General features: G+C 36.5%; 20 protein-coding genes. 4 read left to right on the forward strand and 16 right to left on the reverse strand.

Going from position 1 to position 19,026, the window contains the following annotated elements; translation table 11 throughout:
• Positions 1-589: 589 nt before the first annotated feature.
• Both IEX29_RS10150 and IEX29_RS10155 read left to right on the forward strand, forming a co-directional pair.
• Positions 590-1,366 carry a hypothetical protein gene (locus tag IEX29_RS10150; RefSeq protein WP_188734339.1) on the forward strand — a complete coding sequence of 259 codons (777 nt, stop codon included), beginning with the start codon at positions 590-592 and terminating at the stop codon, positions 1,364-1,366.
• Positions 1,363-2,235 carry a DUF3307 domain-containing protein gene (locus IEX29_RS10155; protein WP_188734340.1) on the forward strand — a complete coding sequence of 291 codons (873 nt, stop codon included), beginning with the start codon at positions 1,363-1,365 and terminating at the stop codon, positions 2,233-2,235. The genes IEX29_RS10150 and IEX29_RS10155 overlap by 4 nt, the downstream gene beginning before the upstream one ends.
• A 176-nt stretch (positions 2,236-2,411) precedes the next feature.
• Here IEX29_RS10155 and IEX29_RS10160 read toward each other — a convergent pair whose 3' ends face one another.
• From IEX29_RS10160 to IEX29_RS10175, 4 genes are all read right to left on the reverse strand, one after another.
• Positions 2,412-3,278, reverse strand: coding sequence for a GNAT family N-acetyltransferase (locus IEX29_RS10160; RefSeq protein WP_188734341.1), 867 nt, complete (start codon positions 3,276-3,278; stop codon positions 2,412-2,414).
• 155 nt (positions 3,279-3,433) lie between these two features.
• Positions 3,434-3,871, reverse strand: a complete 438-nt coding sequence (locus IEX29_RS10165; protein WP_188734342.1) for a carboxymuconolactone decarboxylase family protein — start codon at positions 3,869-3,871, stop codon at positions 3,434-3,436.
• A gap of 38 nt (positions 3,872-3,909) precedes the next feature.
• Positions 3,910-4,593, reverse strand: a complete 684-nt coding sequence (locus tag IEX29_RS10170; RefSeq protein WP_188734343.1) for an aspartate/glutamate racemase family protein — start codon at positions 4,591-4,593, stop codon at positions 3,910-3,912.
• Positions 4,590-5,105 carry a peptide deformylase gene (locus IEX29_RS10175; protein WP_188734344.1) on the reverse strand — a complete coding sequence of 172 codons (516 nt, stop codon included), beginning with the start codon at positions 5,103-5,105 and terminating at the stop codon, positions 4,590-4,592. Before IEX29_RS10175 ends, IEX29_RS10170 begins: the two co-directional genes overlap by 4 nt.
• Before the next feature lie 102 nt (positions 5,106-5,207).
• On the opposite strand from IEX29_RS10175, the gene IEX29_RS10180 reads away from it, so the two are divergent.
• Positions 5,208-6,083 (forward strand): LysR family transcriptional regulator, encoded by an 876-nt coding sequence (locus IEX29_RS10180; RefSeq protein ID WP_188734345.1) that lies wholly within the window; start codon positions 5,208-5,210, stop codon positions 6,081-6,083.
• 155 nt (positions 6,084-6,238) lie between these two features.
• Here the strand turns inward: IEX29_RS10180 and IEX29_RS10185 are convergent, their stop codons facing one another.
• From IEX29_RS10185 to IEX29_RS10220, 7 genes are all read right to left on the reverse strand, one after another.
• Positions 6,239-7,060 carry a PHP domain-containing protein gene (locus IEX29_RS10185; RefSeq protein ID WP_188734346.1) on the reverse strand — a complete coding sequence of 274 codons (822 nt, stop codon included), beginning with the start codon at positions 7,058-7,060 and terminating at the stop codon, positions 6,239-6,241.
• 15 nt (positions 7,061-7,075) lie between these two features.
• Entirely contained in the window at positions 7,076-8,929 is a 1,854-nt protein-coding gene (locus tag IEX29_RS10190) for a PTS beta-glucoside transporter subunit IIBCA (RefSeq protein ID WP_188734347.1), read from the reverse strand.
• A 109-nt stretch (positions 8,930-9,038) separates the two neighbouring features.
• On the reverse strand, positions 9,039-9,875 hold the full coding sequence (gene licT, locus IEX29_RS10195; RefSeq protein WP_188734348.1) for a BglG family transcription antiterminator LicT: 837 nt from the start codon (positions 9,873-9,875) through the stop codon (positions 9,039-9,041).
• A gap of 470 nt (positions 9,876-10,345) precedes the next feature.
• Complete coding sequence (locus tag IEX29_RS10200; RefSeq protein WP_188734349.1) at positions 10,346-12,409, reverse strand: catalase; 2,064 nt, start codon at positions 12,407-12,409, stop codon at positions 10,346-10,348.
• A gap of 199 nt (positions 12,410-12,608) precedes the next feature.
• Entirely contained in the window at positions 12,609-13,013 is a 405-nt protein-coding gene (locus tag IEX29_RS10205) for a GNAT family N-acetyltransferase (protein WP_188734442.1), read from the reverse strand.
• A gap of 34 nt (positions 13,014-13,047) precedes the next feature.
• Positions 13,048-13,527 carry a metal-dependent hydrolase gene (locus IEX29_RS10210; protein WP_188734350.1) on the reverse strand — a complete coding sequence of 160 codons (480 nt, stop codon included), beginning with the start codon at positions 13,525-13,527 and terminating at the stop codon, positions 13,048-13,050.
• 137 nt (positions 13,528-13,664) lie between these two features.
• Positions 13,665-14,021: an MmcQ/YjbR family DNA-binding protein gene (locus IEX29_RS10220; RefSeq protein WP_188734352.1), complete on the reverse strand. Its 357-nt coding sequence runs from the start codon at positions 14,019-14,021 to the stop codon at positions 13,665-13,667.
• Between the two features lie 173 nt (positions 14,022-14,194).
• Here IEX29_RS10220 and IEX29_RS10225 point away from each other — a divergent pair, with 173 nt between their 5' ends.
• Positions 14,195-14,449: a hypothetical protein gene (locus tag IEX29_RS10225; RefSeq protein WP_229720162.1), complete on the forward strand. Its 255-nt coding sequence runs from the start codon at positions 14,195-14,197 to the stop codon at positions 14,447-14,449.
• Positions 14,450-14,612: 163 nt separating this feature from the next.
• Here the strand turns inward: IEX29_RS10225 and IEX29_RS10230 are convergent, their stop codons facing one another.
• From IEX29_RS10230 to IEX29_RS10250, 5 genes are all read right to left on the reverse strand, one after another.
• Positions 14,613-15,581: a DUF418 domain-containing protein gene (locus IEX29_RS10230; protein WP_188734354.1), complete on the reverse strand. Its 969-nt coding sequence runs from the start codon at positions 15,579-15,581 to the stop codon at positions 14,613-14,615.
• Positions 15,582-15,932: 351 nt separating this feature from the next.
• A complete protein-coding gene (locus tag IEX29_RS10235) occupies positions 15,933-17,162 on the reverse strand; it encodes an MFS transporter (protein ID WP_188734355.1) in 1,230 nt (409 codons plus the stop codon).
• Between the two features lie 60 nt (positions 17,163-17,222).
• On the reverse strand, positions 17,223-17,795 hold the full coding sequence (locus IEX29_RS10240; protein WP_188734443.1) for a DUF2087 domain-containing protein: 573 nt from the start codon (positions 17,793-17,795) through the stop codon (positions 17,223-17,225).
• 227 nt (positions 17,796-18,022) lie between these two features.
• Positions 18,023-18,388, reverse strand: coding sequence for a rhodanese-like domain-containing protein (locus IEX29_RS10245; RefSeq protein WP_188734356.1), 366 nt, complete (start codon positions 18,386-18,388; stop codon positions 18,023-18,025).
• The gene (locus tag IEX29_RS10250; RefSeq protein WP_188734357.1) at positions 18,369-18,917 is read right to left on the reverse strand and encodes a MarR family winged helix-turn-helix transcriptional regulator; all 549 of its coding nucleotides are present in this window, start codon (positions 18,915-18,917) and stop codon (positions 18,369-18,371) included. Before IEX29_RS10250 ends, IEX29_RS10245 begins: the two co-directional genes overlap by 20 nt.
• Between the last annotated feature and the right edge of the window lie 109 nt (positions 18,918-19,026).

Raw genomic sequence — 19,026 nt, forward strand, 5'->3', positions numbered from 1 at the left:
TGCCTTAAGGAAACTTTTTATTAAATGAGATGTGTCTTTGATGGTTATGTACTTTAAACACCAAGCCTTTCCTCAGCTGACAGGCTATTTCGAGAAGGTTATTCTCTTGTCTCTATCTTAGCCGGTTTACATATCTCCTATTCATTTTCCGACACCATTGTTAGTTGATCTTTTGTGAATAGCACCGTACTCTATCAGCTCAAAGAGGAACCAGATTCAGCTTTAAGTTATCCCTGCCTCATTTTCCTTTAAGTCTTGCAGTATGTAATGCCGGAATTGCAGGATTGGCAGCTGCTTTTAAAACTATACCTTCATAGCTTTCGATTTTCTTGTAGAATGATGATATACATTCTCTCTTTTCTATGAATTATTACAGTTAATATCCCTGATAAGACAGCTTCGAATTAGTATATACCCTCTTTTAAAATAATTATTTACCTTCTATAAAATATTTACAGCATATACCTTTACTAAGTTAGTCTAAAACATCTAACTTCAATAAAGTTTGACTATTTCATCTAACTTTTGTTATATTCGATTATATAAGCAAACTTCATATTACATTTGATAAGGAAGGAGCTGTTTCTTCATGACAAATGAAGTCTCCATCTTCATTATGGATATAAGTAATTCATCAACAGAAAATATCGGGAATGAATTAAGCGGATATCTGGAGCAATTAAAAAACCACATTGCAGAATGGACACAGGATTCAGCTGTAACAAAGATCAGCCATCGAGCCGGTGATGAATTGGCAGTTGTAAGCAGCGGTTATGCCTCGGCATATACACTTGCTTTCTATATAACCCGTATTTGGCGGTACCCCGGTCATAAACCCTATTTCGGTTTATCATTTGGCGATATTCAGGAGGATATCAGTGAAATAAACATAGAAACCTGGATTCATCCATTAATGAAGCAAGCAAGAGAAGCCAATAACTATCTAAAAAAACAATCGAACAGATTATTATTCCGATTTGAATTACCTCGTTTATCAGATGAGCAGGGCTTTACTGTTTTCAGCCAGCAGTTCGAAGCCTTAATAAATACCAGTTTAACTTTAAAACAGGAACAAATGAATGAGCAAACTGAAATACAATCTCTCGTCTGTTCTTTATATTTCATTCTCAACCAGCAGAATAAAGTAAGTCAATATCTCGGAAGAACAACAGCTACGATATCCTATCATATAAAACAAGGTAAAACGCAACTTATTTTGAATGCTTTTTATAGCATTGTTAAGGTGCTGGATTCATTAGGTTTACAAAATTCGAAGCCTCTGAACGATAAGCTGCAAGAAAACATCAGAGAAAACATAAGGACGCATCTGCCCGATTATTTCCCTGAAGAAAGGAGTTTATCATGACTATATTGTTGCTCCTTCTTGCACATTTGATTGCTGACTTTTGGCTGCAGACCGATCAGATGGTGCAAAACAAAATAAAATATTTGAAAAAACATACCCTTCATCATCTGATGACAACAGGCATTGCGCTTGCGATTATATGGGGTTATCAATACGAGTTTGAAAATATAATCAACTACCTTATTCTCCCGTTGATTTTTATTATCATGACACATCTTGTAATTGATTTGCTGAAAATAAAATTAGTAGACTCCATTTCCAAAAGCCCGACGGATAATATAAAAAGTCTGGGATACTTTCTGTCAGATCAAGTATTACATGTCATCATGATAGTGATAACCTGCACCCTTTTCTTCCATATGACAGCTGCAGAAATGACAGCGGAGCTTTTTCATTTATATGGAACAGACGGTTTAAGCCTATTCAATACTGCATTATTTATTAGTATCATTTATATTTTAGCAACAAGTGTGAGCGGTCATATGGTAAAATTTATCATCGGCTCCCTGCCATCTGAATTTGCTAATTTCGAAAGCGAACTGACATTGAAAAATCAAATTGCTGCCGGAAAGGAAAAAATTCACACGGGAGCAGATAATCGTTTCACAGAGGAATATCATTATTTCACCTACTCCACCCCGCTTCGTTCACGTGGAAAACTTATCGGCTATCTGGAAAGATTACTTGTGATTGTATTAACAGCGGTTGGGGCGTACCCGTCAATTGCTTTTATTATTGCGGCTAAATCCATTGCGCGATTCAAGCAGTTAGATGATCGGAACTGGGCAGAATATTTCTTGTTAGGTACACTGTCTTCTATTTTTTTAGGGTTGGTGCTTGGGCTTGTTGTGCAAGGGGTTCTTATGTAAAACCCAAAAACATATGAAAATGAACTCTAATATTCTGCTTCTCTCTTACAGTAAGCATAACAAAGCCCTTATTTTCCAGTTATAACGTAAACATAAGGGCTTCTTATTATAATATATGCCATACCCTTAACCAGCTTCCTTCATTATTATAGGTATAAAGGGTGTCCATTCTGACTCTATTTTAAACGATGAAATGATTTTGTTTGAGCAAATTGTTCAAAACCGATAGACTTGTAAAGCTCACATGCATCTGGAGAGGTACAAACAACAACCGCCGTTTTTGCTCCCTTTTCACTCAACGCATTGAGAGCAAGCTTGCTGACTGAACTGGCTAACCCCATTCTCCTAAATTCCGGATTCGTTCCAACAGGTTCCAGTAACCCCACCTTGTTAACTGCATCATACCAAATTAAACAAGATGCTACGAACTCACCATTTGGAGATTCTATTACCCAATCAAGAGAAGAATCATAAGGATAGGTATTCATAACGTTCAAGTAACTTTCTTCTGTTACTCTGGATTTATGAAATGCAGCCCTATGCACTGCCACACGATTTGCTAAATCCTCAGAATCCTTAATATGGCGACCTTTAAATTTATCTGGTAATTGAACAGGGAATGAACAACTCTCCAATGAAATTTTTGTGAGGACCTCTGGATTTTCTGCTACTGGAGTGAATAAAGAATCCTCTAAGGCAGAAATAAGATGCGACTCCGTTTCCAGGACACTCACTTTTTGCTCATTGGTTTTAGTTATTTTATCAAACCAGTCAATAACATCCCTGGCCACCTCAGGAAAATCAGGATGAACTTGACATATTAACTCACCAGGTTTTTGAAGCCATCCCCAAGCAACGGGATTCCCATCCAATTCCCAAATTGCAGTATCCCAATCATCCTCGCGCCCAGCATGTCGGTAGCTTTGCCAAGCCAGATCGCCTATATGGTAATTTGGTTCCAGAGACCATATAGCTTGTGTGAGTTTCTGCATCCGTTTTAAATCATTTGCATCCTTGTAAGTTCGAATTACAGGTTTACTCATTTATCTAACCTCCTCGAGAATTATTTTTACCCTAGTATTTATTATGAAATCTACATTAGCGTTTATAAATTGAAATAATAACTAGGAAACAAAAGCTGCCATGCAAAGAAATATTAACAATTTACCACTCCCCAAATCATCCAACCCTGCTTTAATCACTCTGCCATCGCCCCCGTAGCAATAGAAAGCCGATTCCAACTATTAATTTGATTAGTCAACACAATTAAGTCCAGGTATTCCTTCTCCGTATAATATATTCGAACACGATCAAATAAATCATCCGATACATCAGTTTTTGAAATCAGCGTAATTTGTTCCGCTAACTCTAAAGCAGCCTTTTCTTTTTCAGAATAAAAAGTACAATCTCTCCAGGCACTGACACAATATAACCGCTGTTCTGTTTCTCCCATCTTCCGGGCTTCTGTTGTATGCATGTTCAAACAAAATGCACAGCCATTTATTTGTGAAACCCGAATTTTAATGAGTTCCTGGAGTTTTCGATCAATGTTACTTTTTTTCGTATACTTTTCAATCTCCCTCATCATCCCCACTGCCTCAGGTGCAAGTTCAAAAAAGCTCATCCGTTGTGTCATATAAAGTCCCTCCAAGTTATTTTTTATTTTCTTCTCTTTTACTCCATAACATAATCCAGTGTTCTCTGAACATGCAAGGAAACAGTATCTAAAAGCGGCACATCACAATCTTTATTCGATAATAATAATGGCAATTCTGTACAACCAAGTATAACAGCATCCACATCATAATTATCGATTATTTCAATAAAACGTCTTTTCGATTTACTAGAAAAATGCTGTACAACCAATTCATTAAAAATAATCGAATTAATCTCCTCCTGATGCTTTTTCACAGGTGTAATGACCTTCATTCCGTTCTGTTCAAATATATCTTGGTAAAAGGTAGATTGCATGGTGTATTTGATACCTGTTAAAAGCAGCTTGTTATAATTTTTCTCTACTGCTTTTATAGCTGTTGATTCAACAATGCTGATCATTGGCACATTAATAATTTGTTCTATTTCTTTAAATACAGAGTGAGGAGAATTGGCAGCCATTATCACCACCTCAGCCCCGGCTCGCTCCAACCCATTTATTTTCCGGCAGATATAGTCTGTGTATTCTTCTTTTCGATACTCATTTTCCAAGTCTGTGAAATATTGAAAATCAAGACTGTGAATCAGAATTTCAGGATAATAATAATCTTGGTATTTCTCATAGTACAAATCAATCAGCCTCTTATAGTAATGAATAGTTGATGCCGCACTTATACCGCCGATAATTCCAATCTTCCTTTTCATCTGCCTCCCTCCTTACCCATCTTGCTTCTTTGGGAACGCAGAGCAAAGGATTGGGAATCAATAGCTCTTGAAGTTGCCAGGATACCGTCTAAGTGATCGTATTCATGCTGAAGCAGTTCTGATAGATCATCTTTCAGATACATATTCTTTTTCTCCCAATGAACATCACGATAATGGATCGTGCATTCTTTATATCTTTGTACTTTAACAAACAGGTCCGGGAAACTCATGCAATCATCCCACACCTCCATTTTTTCATGGTTGGTAATCACTAATTCCGGATTGATAAAGACAGTCGGCTCGTTAACATACATATAAATGATTCTTTTAAATACTCCGATTTGGGGTGCTGCAATGGCACGCCCTGCACCATATCTAAACCTGAAGTCCAAAAGCGTATCATGAAGATTCTGAATAACAGGCAATAAATCCTCTTTTTCCTCTTCCGTCACCAAAGAGCTGATTTCATGTAATTTTGGATTTCCCAATAATAAAATTTCTTTCACTGCCATGCTTTTCCCTCCCTTGTTTATATTATAAAAGGAAGATAGTATAATAGACAAAACGAATAAATAGATACTTACTATTGATTTTTTCGATAGGAGGAAGAAAAAATGCACTATGAGCAATTAAAAACATTCTTAACAGTCGTTGAGTTAAAGAACTTTACAAAAACTGCAGAAGCCCTTCATGTGACGCAATCCACAGTGACAGCACGCATTCAGCAGACAGAAGCATTCTATGGCCAAAAATTATTAATAAGACATAAAGGAAATATCGAACTGACTGTCATTGGTTATAAACTGCTGCCTCTCCTGCAGCGGCAAATGGATTTATGGGAACAGACGAAAAAGATTGCTGAGGAGGGATTAGAGGAAAGCTTCCAAATCACAATTTCTGCTGCCTACTCCCTATGGCGGAAAATAAATACAGAGATTATAAAGGAATTATATCAAGCGTATCAGCCGACACACATCCATTTGCGAACAGATCATTCCACTTTTGTCATTCAGCATGTTTTAGATGGATCAACAGACTTCGGTATTGTTTATAATAAGCCGATGAGTAAGGAAATCTCTTCCGTACTGATCCAAAAGGATACCTTTCATTTGTATAAGCATAAAGATTTGCACATAAGTGAGCCGGCAAAATTCCAGGACTTAGTCGATCAGTCTTGGATTTATTTGAATTGGGGGCGTTCGTTTCAATCTTGGATGGAAAATGAGGACGAGCAAGGCGTCAGGCCAAAAATGGAAGTGGGACATAGTGATTTAGCGATCCAATTTATTATTGATTTAAAAGGGGTTGGATTCTTGTCTGATACAGAAGTGAAGCAATCTGATTATGCAGATTGTCTGGAACAAATAGAATTCAAAAGTAAAGCTTCTATTCCTCCACAATCAATATACTTTATATTTAAAGAACGCAGAAGGAATGAGCCCGCAATGAAGGCAATGATTGATATATTTCAGCATAATAGACCAGTTTGAGATTTGTTCTGGTCAAAAGCTTTAGAAACTCGGATGTAGAAGAAGATATATCCCAAACGGTTGTAAATAAAGACTTAGTAGTATATTTTTCTTAAAAAAGGCAGCGCGCACCCAATTAAATTAGAGTACGCGTTGTCTTTTTTCACTAAAATCTTTTATTTACCAGCATTACGCTTCAATTCTATGAATTGCTCTTCCGTCAAACCATTATTACCAAACTGAAGCAATTCAGGATCATGAAAATCGCTTCCGCCGCTTCGATATAAATTAAATTTAGAAGCAAATTCTTCTGTCAATTTATAATCAATTGCTTTCATTTTTGAATGATTAATTTCTATTCCCTGCAATCCAAAATTCACATACTTTTCAATCTCGTCATAATTATCGTATACGCAGGGATGGGCCAATACTGCAATACCGCCATCCTTTTGAATAGCTTCAATGCCTTCTTTAACATCTATATATTCCATCTTCATATCTGTTTCAATAGAGGTTTTGGATGCAAATAACTGTTTATATTTTTCAGGGTTCATATCATCAGGATACTTTTCTTTTAAAGCCTGGTAGAGATGCATTTTAAAAACAATGTTATATTTAGCATATTTTTTAGCATCTGCATAGGTGATATAGTAATTTTTTTGTTTCAGCTCTTCAATGAGTTCTTTATGATAATTATCTCTTGCTTGTAAGGTTTTTGTACATAATTTTTCGATATGATCCGTTTTTTCAATCCATAAGCCCAGTACATGTACTTTCTTATATACATCAAAATCATAGCAACTCATTTCAACACCGCGAATCGGCTCTATGCCCAATTCCTCAGAATATTGCTTAACCTCTGCCCAATGATCAACGGTATCATGGTCAGTGATAGCAAGAGCTTTTATATCTTTTTCCTTTGCCCTGTCTAAAACATCCTTTATTTCACATACTCCATCGCTATGATTGGTATGGACGTGTAAATCTGCATAAATCATTTAACTCTTCCCCTTTCAAATAATCGCTAATAAATCGTCAGCTGCTTTGACATGCTTTTTATTTACCGGAACAACATCTAGATAATCATCGCTATTTGTAATAATGACAATCGTTGTTGCTTCATATCCAGCCTTCTCTATTTGGTCTATATCGAATTCTACAAGTAAGTCCCCTTCTTTAACAGGCTGTCCTTTTTCAACAGATGAACGGAAATACTTTCCTTCCAACGAAACGGTGTCGATTCCTATATGAACCAGTACCTCTACACCATCATCGGTAGTTAATCCAACAGCATGACCGCTGCTGAATGCGGCACTTACTACACCGTCACAAGGTGCATATAATTTCCCGTTTTCCGGTTTAATGGCAATGCCTTTTCCCATAATACCGCTGGAAAAAGTCTCATCATTCACATTTTCTAATGGAACCAATTCACCATTTAAAGGGCTTTTTAATTTTGCATGTTTTTTAGAGGTTTCTTCATTTTTAACTATATTTGATTCTTGGGATTTTTCTTCAGCGGGATCATCAAACCCGATAACAAATGTTGCTATAAAGGTTACAACTGCTGATATAATCAGCGTGAAAATAGCCAGCAGAATATTATTTTCCTCTTCCGAAATCCACATAGGTAAGCTTAAAAGACCCGGAGTAACATAAATAAAAGCTTTGAGTTTCATAATACCTGCAAACAATCCAGCAGCAGCGCCGCCGATCATACACGCGTACATAGGCTTCTTCAATTTAAGATTAACCCCATATAACGCAGGCTCTGTAATTCCGCCTAAGAAAGCCGCCATACTTGAAGAAAATGCCAAGGATTTCAATTCTGTATTTTTACTTTTAATTGATACAGCAAGCGAAGCGGAAGCCTGGGCCATATTAGAGCAAAGAGCAACGACACGAATAATCGGGTCGAATCCTCTGGTTGCAACAAGATCAATACTAATTGGACTTAGAGCTTTATGAATACCGATGGATACTAACCAAGGATAAACCATTGCTAATAATGGAATAGCAATAAAACCGCCATGATTATAAACAAACATACTTCCCTGGGCAATTAAAGAGGAGATGAAATCACCGATCGGACCAACAATAATCAGCGCTAAAGGTACACTGATTAAAGCTACCAGCAGCGGTTCTGCGAATACCTTAATCATCTCGGGCACGATTTTTTTAACAAATCGTTCTACATAAGACATAATCCATACAGCAAGCAGTGCCGGAACCAATGTTGCTGAATATTTAACTAAGGAAACACCGACGCCTAAAAACGTAACAGGATCTCCTTCTGACACTAGAGCCATCCAATCAGGATGCACCATTACCAGACCAAGAAACGCACCTAAGTACTGATTGGCCCCAAAAATTTTAGCTGCAGAAAAGCCGATAAATGCAGGCATAAAATAGAATCCTGTATCAAACATTAAGTTTAAGACAATATACGTATCCGATTCTGTTGTTAACCAGCCAAGCATCGTTAGTACAAGCAACAATACTTTACCCATACCACAGCCGGCAAGTAACGGAATTATCGGCGCTATCGATCCAGTAATAGTACCAATAATTTTATCAAAAACGGATCTGTCATCATTTTTCTTGCCATTGTCACCCGAACCAATCCCGATTATTTTTACTAAGTCATTATAGACATGATCCACATTATTTCCAATAACTAATTGATATTGTCCGCCTTTTTTAACCAGGGACAAAACCTCTATTATGGATTTGATTTCATCATCATCCGCTTTGGAATCGTCTTTCAAGGTAAAGCGTAAACGGGTAGCGCAATGAACGACATTGTTTATATTGTTCTTGCCCCCCACTGCTTTGATAATTTGATTTACTAATTTTTCATTCTTCATTTTTTTCCCTCCATTTTTTTAATATTAATGAAGGTTTAGCCAACTTAATGTCACCATCCTGTCAGAGCTATTGTTCATCAATCACCGCCTCAAAGGTTATCGTAGAAAACTACTGCTTTATTATTTTTGCTATATGAATGGTTAAATACAATAGTTCATCATTGTCCAGAATATAATCATATTTTTGCTCTACGTACTCTTTTATTTTTAGTGAACATAGATATGGATCCACATATTTTTCTTTAATGATTTGCAATAAATCATTATCAAGCGGATTCTCTTTTTTATTATTTTGTGAAAAAATACGCTGGCCGAAAAACTTTAAATGTGTCACAAAACGATGATATGCGAGCGATTCCACATCAAATTCAATGGAAAAATAATATTTCACGATTTGGATAATCTGCTGAATAAAGTTTGTTATTTGATAGGAGTTATGAATCTCCCCATCTAATTCAGCACTGACAATATGGACAGCGATAAAACCCGCTTCATCCTCCAGCATGGAAATGCCCGTTTCATTTTTTATCAGCATCACTGCCTCTTGTCCAATTTCAAACTCCTTTTGATAAAAATGCTTGATTTCCCATTGTAATTTATTTTTCAAAGGAATCCCTTCATGATACCTTTGAATGCTTGTGTAAATATGATCTGTTAAAGATATATAAATACTGTCATTCAAAGGCGTTTCAAGCTTTTCCTTCGCGATATTAATAATCTGCTCGGATAAATCAATGTATTTTACCGGAATCTCATCTATCATTTCAATAATTCGGCTGTGAATTTTTTGAGAATCAGCTGAAAATGTTTTATAAACTTTATCCTGATCAATGGAATCACCATTCTTTTTGTTATAAGCAATCCCTTTTCCCATTACAATAATCTCTTTATTATTGCTATCTCTTGTAATAACAGCACTATTATTAAGGATTTTTCTAATTTTCATATTATCGGCCCCCTTACCTGCATTAAAATAAATTGAATTTATTTACATTTTTTCATTTTTATCGATGTCAGAATATAAAAAAACCTATTTACAAATAAAGATATTTGTAAATAGGTTTTGTGTAGCTCAGAAGCATGCTATAACAATCCTAGTCGTTTCTATTATAATATAGAAATTATATTTAAAATAATTCGTATCTTTGAATATAGATTTGAGTTGATTATAGATACAAAACTCTCTCTATGACCCCTAGTATACCACGGGCAGCTTTGATGTCAAGCGCTTACGGAAATCAACCAGAACCTTTTTAAAATGAATCATCGATTACTTGGTATAGCAAATAAAAAAAGGCTCCTTCCATAAGTAAATTTCACTTTGGTTAAGGAGCCCCTGTATTCAGCCTGGTAATATTGTTTTAAATTTTTTAAAGTATCATCAATAATTTTATAAAACAAAAACGAATGATGTACTTATTTCCCTTTAATCCCCTTCACATTATAAAGAAAGCTTGGGCGCTCCCAAAAGCGTTGCCTAGCCATGGCATCGATGAATTTCTGTCCAAACTGAGAATCGGTATCCATCACAACACCCGGCATTCCTTCAATACCCATTTCCTTGATTAAATGAGCACTCTCTTCCCTCGCACCTATCGGCTTGAAGTGATTGTACATATTCATAATAAAGGTACGTGCCTGATGATGAAAATAGTCATCTACTCCAGTGCCGCCAACCAAATAGGCACCTTCATAGCTTAAAGGGGAACCTGTCAGGAAGTTTTGATCCACATCATACGTCATTCCATCATCGCTCTTTACTTCACCGAGGTTGTTGCTTACGATTATTACATGAATTCCTTCTTTTCTCCACTGTTTCAAAAGCGCATCTACTTCCTTTCCAGGAAAGCCCTCTGCCAGAAACACAGCTACTTTCAGCGTTTTCGCCACGAATTTTGTATTCATCAAGCTTACAGCTGGTGATGATTTCGTAACCTTGGATTCTTCTACATCCGGCACAGTAACCCCAACTTTGATAGCAACCTTTTCCGCGAGCTCTTTACTGACTCTTGCTAAGCGGTCGACCATTTGCTGACGCACGGGTACATGGAGACATCTTCCCAGCTCAAAGCTGTAAGCACCAATAATATGCTCCCGCTCCACTGGTGTCATGCTGTTCCAGAAAAGCTTCGCCTGTGAGTAGTGATCCTTGAAGGAGTCTGCTGTTTTACGCACCTTCAATCCTTCTACCGTGGAAGGATAGGTTACAAAGCCTCCCTTTTCCGGCGGTACTTCAGATGGTGTATTATCTGCTAATATGTTTTTATGATATGAAACTTTTCCGCGGTCAATCACATAGCGTGAAGCGCCATCCCGCTGATTGTTAGAAACAGGGCAAACCGGTCTATTAATCGGAAGCTGCTGGTAATTCGCCCCCACCCTTGCCTGTTGCGTATCTGTGTAAGAGAATAAACGTCCCTGCAGCAGCGGGTCGTTGGAATAATCAATTCCACGAACGATATTTCCTGGATGAAATGCACTTTGCTCCGTTTCCGAAAAGGCATTATCAACTGTTTTATTTAATGTAATCTTGCCCATCTTTTGAAGCGGTACTTCCTCTTCCGGCCAGAACTTGGTCGGATCTAAAATATCGAAATCAAACATGAACTCCTTGTCTTCCGGAATAATCTGTACAGCCAGCTCGTATTCTGGATGATTTCCCATTTTGATATTTGTCCAAAGATCTCTGCGATGAAAATCCGCATCTTCGCCAAGCTTTTGTGCCTCGTCCCAAATTAATGGATGAACGCCCAGCATCGGCTTAATATGAAACTTCACAAAATGCGCTACGCCTTCCTTGTTAACAAGACGGAATGTATGCACACCAAAGCCCTCCATGGTACGGAAATTCTTAGGAATCGCCCGGTCAGACATAATCCACATAGCCATATGGGTTGTCTCCGGGTTGCTCCCCATAAAATCCCAAAACGTATCATGTGCCGTTTGGCCCTGAGGATATTCGTTATCCGGCTCCGGTTTAACAGAATGAATCAAATCAGGGAATTTAATCGCATCTTGAATAAAAAAGATTGGAAAATTGATAGCAACAATATCAAAATTCCCATCATCTGTATAGAATTTAATAGAAAATCCGCGTACATCCCGAACAGTTTCATTACAACCCCGTGAACCGATTACTTGTGAAAATCGAACAAATAACGGTGTTTTTTTAGAAGGATCCTGCAGGAAATCTGCCATCGTTACATCACTCATAGATTCATACAGTTCAAATTCTCCATAAGCCCCGGTCCCCCGTGCATGAACAACCCGTTCCGGAATTCTTTCCCTATCAAAATGTGCTATCTTTTCTCTGGCAAGAAAATCTTCGAGCAGAGTCGGACCGCGATCCCCGGCAGTCAGCGAGTTTTCATCATCGACAATTTTCTTTCCTTCATTGGAAATCATCTCTTGATTACGCGTTTCTCTTACATAGGCTTCTAACTGTTCTTCTTTTTTGTTTAGGTCTTCCTTTTCTTTCATACAGATTCATCTCCTAACAATGATAATAGTATTTATTTTCAACTAAAAATTGAAAAGTATGTATGAAGAATGATTTTCTGTATAAAGTTAGAATGCCTTTATTATATGTGTTGTTATCCTTTATTTTATTTTGATTATTGTATTCAGTTAAAAAAAGCCATCTGTGCTATACAGACGGCTTTTTTAACTAACTTGGGAATTATAAAAATCTCTCCATAATAACGTAGGACTCTCCATTTCTTACAAAACCTGAGCCTGTCTGGTGAAGGCCAAACCTTTGATAAAAACCCTCCTTACTCTTTCTCGCATTACACCAAATTCTTTTCACATCATGTGTTTTTGCTTCCTTCAACACCGCTTCCAGTAATTTGCTTCCATATCCTTTTCCCTGTTCTGCTTTCAGCGTCGCAAATTTTCTAAATTGAGCTTCCCCTTTGTCTACAAATAATGAAACAACAGAAATCAGCATATTTTCTTTAAAAAGACCAAAATGAATACCTGAATCATCATCTTTTAATTTTATGTAGTTAAAATCCTCATTTGGCCACATAACTTCATGCCTCAGCTTCCACGCTTTTTCTTTTTTTATTTTTGTAATTTGAATTTCCATGTTACTCTCCCTTTTGTCGCGGTTCTTATTAAAAAATTCCAATCATACGATTCGCATAGTAGAGCGTAACCACCGTCAGCAGTAATAAAATAATATTCTCCGCCTTCCCGCCGGTTCTCGCAGTAATTGGAAAACGAACTGTGATCTTAGCAGGATATAATAGCTTAATTCCCTGTTTGGTGCTGGCATCTAATATTAGGTGTGTTGCCATACCGGCCAGGAGACCCGCGGTAATAGAGGTATTACTGACTAATTCAGATAAAATAAGGGCCATTAAAGCCAAAAATAATAAACTGTGTGTGAACGTCCGGTGTCCAAATATTGTATTGATTACTTTTGAAATCGCCGGGAACCTCCGCCCGATTTTGCTGCCGCTGTGGCAAATATCCGGAAGTAACCCTCCGGCAGCTCCAGCTGCAATAAACCATTCAGGCTGATAGGCATCCGTTATTGCCACAATAGCTGTTGTTGCAGTGATACCAGCCATGATATGTGTTTTCCCTGTCATGCTCTTTTTCTCCTTTATTTGTAAAATACATTCTATTATCATAACACCTCTGCGAGAAAAAGAACATATGTTTCTTTCGTTTAATTTCTATAATTAAAAATGCAGCAAACAAGGATTGGCTGCTGCATTAAAATATTTTACTGTTTTGTTGAATGATAGCTCGTATCCAGAAGATGGAAAATTTCATCCTTTGGAACAGAGCCATCCAACAGAATACTTATCCAATGTTCTTTATTCATATGATAGGCTGGTAATATTCCTTTTTCTTCTCTTAAAATAGACGCCAATCCAGGGTCACATTTAACATTTAAAACTTCAATAAGCGTTTTTCTTTCTAAATTTAATTTCTCTCCCTCAACTTCCATCAGTAATCCAAACCATTTATTATTTCCCTTATGCCGCAGCACAGCATAATTTGGGTGTTTAGCCCATGGATAATCCGGATCCGTATCGTATTCTCTTTTCGCATAATTTAAAACTGCTTCTCTGCTCATCTCAATCACCTTACTTTAATTTAATAAATGTTTGATAATAACCAGTATTCCAATTGGATGATGAAATCCTGGCATCAAAATAAACATAGCCTGGACGATTTGTTTTTAAGGCTTTCTTCTAATTCTGTTCAATCAATCTTATCCAAATCCCGATAGCATGTGACATAATTCAAATGAAGGCGTTCCACCAGGTTGAGAGCCTAGTGCTTTATGATGGGATTTTATACGTAACAAGAAAAGGTGTAAATAATGAGCCGGCAAAAAATATGAAGAGTGCTATTCCTAGAGTTACAGGAATGCTATTAAACGGTGTGAGAAAATTACCAAATATCAGCATTGGCAAAATGGTCAAAGAGACAGTTGTAATTCTGCCAGAAATCGTTATCTTATGCTCAGCCCCACAGTTATTACACTTCATTGGTTTATAATTCCACTAGATCGATTTATAAATTTTATTCCAACTAAATGGTGCGTTGCAATTTTCACATCTTTGCAAAATAGACACAACCTCTCTTAAATAGCTTATACCACCACAATCTGGTCCCATTGCGGTATAACTTTGTACAACAAATGCGTCTATTCATTGAGGAACTACTCTAAATGATTAGCATTTAACTTATAACGTCCGGGTAATTTTCCGTATGTTGCTATTCTCCATATAAACTCCATGGGACCAATCTTAAAATATTGAAACCAAATGGTGCTATATATCATTTGGATAATCAAAATGCCAATAGCAATGTTCATCAACGTCGTTTGGTGCACGTGACCTTTTAAATGAAATAAATTCCCCGCTAGTATAATCAGAGCGGTCTGAACAAGATAATTAGTTAAAGCCATTCTTCCCAAATACTTCAGGGGCGTCAATAATCTTTGAATGATATTGTGACGGAGCAAGAGTGTCAACGTCGTCACAAAGAATGTACTAACAAATGGAGCGGAGATGGCAGCCGCCTGCTCCACTTTTCCGCTTTGTTCAGATAGGAAATATTGAATGTAAATAACTGCAGGCAAGAGACAGAGAGAGACAATTTGTACCCAACGAAATCCTTTTTGGCGGCTGGCAATGTTTTCAAAAACCCTCCATTGTCCCATGCATAATCCAACCAGGAACATTGGAAAAATCATAAAATAGCCTCCCCCAAGAAATATCCCCAAAACCATGAGGATAACAGCAGTTATAAAATTAATGGTTGGTTTTAATTTATAAAAAGGAATGAGAATGAACCCGAATATCGCATAGGGTAACAAAGCCTCCCCTGGCTGAAAATATTGATGAATCAAACCAAAAATCAACAGTACGAGCAACCGTCTTATAAAAAGAGTTGTACTTCGATCACCGCGATTGACGGCTCGCGTAATGAAAATATAAAAACCAATCCCAAATAAAAAAGAAAAAATCATAAAAAATCGTTCTGAAATCGCATACTCTAAGATTTTGCCCCAGAAAAGGTTTGTATGAATGGAAGAAGGAAGTATAATAACAGTAATATTCGCGAATATAATCCCCAGTAATGCAAATCCACGCAAAAAATCCAAAGTATCAATCCGTTGTTTCATATATATCCATCCTTCTACTAATATCTTTATTTACTAACCTATCTGAAAAAGATCTGCTAAAAAATCCGAAAAAAGTTCAGGAAACACAGGAATCATATGATGAACACGCAGTCAATAAACATATGGCAAATCCCATACTTACAATAAATAATTTCTCATCAGAAATTATCCTTTATCATTAACAATACTTCAATTATAAAAAAATAAATTTAAAAATCAACATAGATTCACCTTAAAAAAACCTTACAATGTTAACATTTTAAGTAATGATATGTAAGAAATCACTTATGATTAAAAACCGATTTAGCTTAACTAATTTTATTTCCATCGCTTTAAACAAATACTATTACATTAATTGCTGTCTAATCTTTTTAACCTACGTATGGACGTACGAACATTTACACTCCTAAATACCAGCATGAAAGCTAATGCAAATACAATATACGTCACACCAACGAGAAAAGAGGTTCGCAATGGAGGAAGCCACTCCGTTAAGAACCCTGCACCAATCATCGCAATGCCCATGGAGCTATTTTGAAACATAGATAAAGTACCAAATAAAAACCCCCGTTTGGAAGCAGGCAGTATCTTCATCAAAACAGTATCAAAGCATATATTGCTTATCCCGCCTACAAAAGTTATTAAAATAGCAAGCACTAAAGCTTGTCCGAAAAAGAATGATTGACTAAGTAATAAGTGACCAACACCTTCCAGTAAAATCATCACAACACCTATCGCGATATATTTTCCGCGAATCCATTTAACGATTGTTGAACTTAAGACAAAGCCCACACCCAGGGATGAATAGATTAAACCAACTCCTAAATCTCCTTTATCAAAAACCTCTAATGCAATTAAATTAAATATGACATTATCCACACCATTTGCAAGCGGCATTAGCAGCATGACCATTAAAAACACCCGTAATAAAGCAACTCTAACTATAAGGAACCCGCTTTCTTTTAATGAAGATTCTGCCGCTTCTATTTTTGAATGCTTAGTAATGTTGCTCTTTGTTAGACGCCACATTAAAATTGCTGCTGACATAAGAAACATGGCATGGAAGAAAAATAAAACATGCACATTGGATATAAAAGCAATTATACCTCCAAGCAGCGAACCAAAAACAAGTGTTATCCCTACAATATTCTGCTCTAAGCCATTAACAGAAACCAAGTTTCTTTTTTCAACGATATCGGGAATAATTGAAAATCGAACCGGGTTATATATTGCCTGACCGCTTGAGATAATAAATGTACTAAGATACAACAAGCCTAAATGTCCTGTCATTGCTGCCCATATCGGAAGCAATGCGAACGGTGCTCTTAAAAGATCCGTCCAAAATAACAGCTTCGCCTTATGAAAACGGTCGGCCAGGTAACCACTAATAGGAGCAAATATAATTGTCGGTAAAACAAGCAAAGCCATCAGTAACCCTAAAGCAGCTCCGGACTCCGTTAATAGATAAAGCAGTGCAAAAGATCCGACCTGAGCGAATCGTCCTCCTATACCATTCAACACGGAACTCCAAAATATAATTTGATATTTGGGTTCCTTTTTCAATATTTGAAAACTATGCATAATATCCCTCCTAACTAAATAGACATGTATCTAATTAGATACCCTGAAAAAATGACCTGTTTAAACAGGCCACATTTCAACCGGATTAAGCTCATAAATACCATCTTGACGATACATAAAATGAGCCATTACAAATTCACGCCTAATCGTAGCGAAATCCTGGTGATATTGCTGAATATGTTCATTGATTTCTTTTTCATTATACGTTTTTCCATGCTCCAGACCGCGTAACATATATTCTAAAAGAATCAGCTTCTTCTTTCTTTGTGCTGGCAACGATTTTAATTTTCCATTACCATCAATGAAGTTTCGAATGACCTTCACTTTTTCTCCATCTGTTATTTCAAACTTTTCGGACATTTCATTACCTCCTATCCGAGTAATCTCCAGTGCCATTCGTTCAAGCTTATCTTTGTTTAAATAAAAATAAATCGTGTTCTTATCCCGCCGTTGATAAACAATATCAATCTGTTTTAATTTCGTTAAATGATGAGAAATTGTCGGTGGCTTTAGCCCCAACTTTCCGGCAATTGCTTGACCATGAAGCGGCCCTTCTTTTAATAAGCTAATAATACGGATTCGAGTTTTGTCTCCAATAGTTTTATGAAAATTTACGATTCGATCTAATTGCATCATAATCCCTCCTGCGCTAATTAGATTATAATCTAATTAGATAGATATGAAAACCCTTTTTTAAAATTAATGTTTCAAAACTGCTTCAAAGGCCGGTAAAATGGTTATTGAATCTCCATTGGGATGGCAACAAAACGTAGAAAAATCAGTACGTTATTATCAAAAAATAAAAAAGAATAACCAACATTAGTTAATTATCCTTTTTGAAGAAATGTAATATTATTTGTTTACTCTATTGTTTCAATAGGAAGGTTCATTCCTTTCCAACCTTCAAGGGCGCATCCCAGTTCATATGCTTTAAAATCGTTTGATAACAAGATCAATAATGCTGTTTTTCCAAGGGTTGTACCAGCAGTCCAGTCATACACGACATATGTTTTACTTTTATCCAATTCGTCTAAATGATTGGTCAGGTCCCTGGCTGGTATAGCCTTAGCACCTTTTATCTGGTCTTTTTTAATATGTGCAGGAGCATTACGAACATCCAACACAACATAAGGTGAATCCTCTTTTCCGGTATTATCCAAAACAGTAGCATGATCAATATACAGGCTAAGATATGTTTCTAGTAGTTCAATCTTTTTTGTTTGCATCTTTTATCTCTCCATTTTTATGAGTATATTTTTGAGTGTTATCTTGTATTTTTTTTAATAGATAGAATAGTTGCTCCATCTCTTCACTGGTCAAACTACCAAATAGAACGTTGGCGATATTAAAATTTTCCGGCAAAAATTTTTCTAAAACTTGATTTCCATTTTCAGTTAGTTGGATAGATAATGAACGTTTGTCCGTGGTAGAACTGCTTTTACTAACCCATCCCTTGATTTCCATTGCCTTTAACAGTTTACTAACTGTTGCACGGGTAGCTCCCAACTTCTCAGAAATCACCGAAGGCAGCATGGTTTGATTTGGTGCATGATATAAAAACATTAAAATGATAAATCTTGATTCACTTAAACCGTTTTTATCAAGCACATCATCATATGCCTTTTGCATGTTGCGATAAGTCCATTGGAAATCAATGAACAATCTTACAATGTCAGAATTTAATTCTGTGTAACTCTTTTTCATCAACTGTAAACGTTGATTATCAGGACGATCAATAAAAGTAAACTTATCCAAAACAATCACTCCCGCATTTTAATTAGCCGGCTAACTATTTTTGATTATTGCATAGGTCATTTTCAATGTCAAACAATTAATGAAGCTGTAAGGAAGACACCATATGGAT

Origin of the sequence: Oceanobacillus neutriphilus, assembly GCF_014645515.1 — a bacterium.
GTDB lineage: Bacteria > Bacillota > Bacilli > Bacillales > Amphibacillaceae > Oceanobacillus > Oceanobacillus neutriphilus.

Bases quoted from the DNA above. Each gene is read 5' to 3' on its own strand.
- IEX29_RS10240 (WP_188734443.1), bottom strand. From the start codon at position 17,795: ATGCAATTAGATCGAATCGTAAATTTTCATAAAACTATTGGAGACAAA.
- IEX29_RS10245 (WP_188734356.1), bottom strand. From the start codon at position 18,388: ATGCAAACAAAAAAGATTGAACTACTAGAAACATATCTTAGCCTGTAT.
- IEX29_RS10220 (WP_188734352.1), bottom strand. From the start codon at position 14,021: ATGAGCAGAGAAGCAGTTTTAAATTATGCGAAAAGAGAATACGATACG.
- IEX29_RS10185 (WP_188734346.1), bottom strand. From the start codon at position 7,060: ATGATTTATGCAGATTTACACGTCCATACCAATCATAGCGATGGAGTA.
- IEX29_RS10225 (WP_229720162.1), top strand. From the start codon at position 14,195: ATGAAGGCGTTCCACCAGGTTGAGAGCCTAGTGCTTTATGATGGGATT.
- IEX29_RS10170 (WP_188734343.1), bottom strand. From the start codon at position 4,593: ATGAAAAGGAAGATTGGAATTATCGGCGGTATAAGTGCGGCATCAACT.
- licT (WP_188734348.1), bottom strand. From the start codon at position 9,875: ATGAAAATTAGAAAAATCCTTAATAATAGTGCTGTTATTACAAGAGAT.
- IEX29_RS10200 (WP_188734349.1), bottom strand. From the start codon at position 12,409: ATGAAAGAAAAGGAAGACCTAAACAAAAAAGAAGAACAGTTAGAAGCC.
- IEX29_RS10190 (WP_188734347.1), bottom strand. From the start codon at position 8,929: ATGAAGAATGAAAAATTAGTAAATCAAATTATCAAAGCAGTGGGGGGC.
- IEX29_RS10165 (WP_188734342.1), bottom strand. From the start codon at position 3,871: ATGACACAACGGATGAGCTTTTTTGAACTTGCACCTGAGGCAGTGGGG.
- IEX29_RS10230 (WP_188734354.1), bottom strand. From the start codon at position 15,581: ATGAAACAACGGATTGATACTTTGGATTTTTTGCGTGGATTTGCATTA.
- IEX29_RS10175 (WP_188734344.1), bottom strand. From the start codon at position 5,105: ATGGCAGTGAAAGAAATTTTATTATTGGGAAATCCAAAATTACATGAA.
- IEX29_RS10180 (WP_188734345.1), top strand. From the start codon at position 5,208: ATGCACTATGAGCAATTAAAAACATTCTTAACAGTCGTTGAGTTAAAG.
- IEX29_RS10155 (WP_188734340.1), top strand. From the start codon at position 1,363: ATGACTATATTGTTGCTCCTTCTTGCACATTTGATTGCTGACTTTTGG.
- IEX29_RS10210 (WP_188734350.1), bottom strand. From the start codon at position 13,527: ATGACAGGGAAAACACATATCATGGCTGGTATCACTGCAACAACAGCT.
- IEX29_RS10235 (WP_188734355.1), bottom strand. From the start codon at position 17,162: ATGCATAGTTTTCAAATATTGAAAAAGGAACCCAAATATCAAATTATA.
- IEX29_RS10160 (WP_188734341.1), bottom strand. From the start codon at position 3,278: ATGAGTAAACCTGTAATTCGAACTTACAAGGATGCAAATGATTTAAAA.
- IEX29_RS10150 (WP_188734339.1), top strand. From the start codon at position 590: ATGACAAATGAAGTCTCCATCTTCATTATGGATATAAGTAATTCATCA.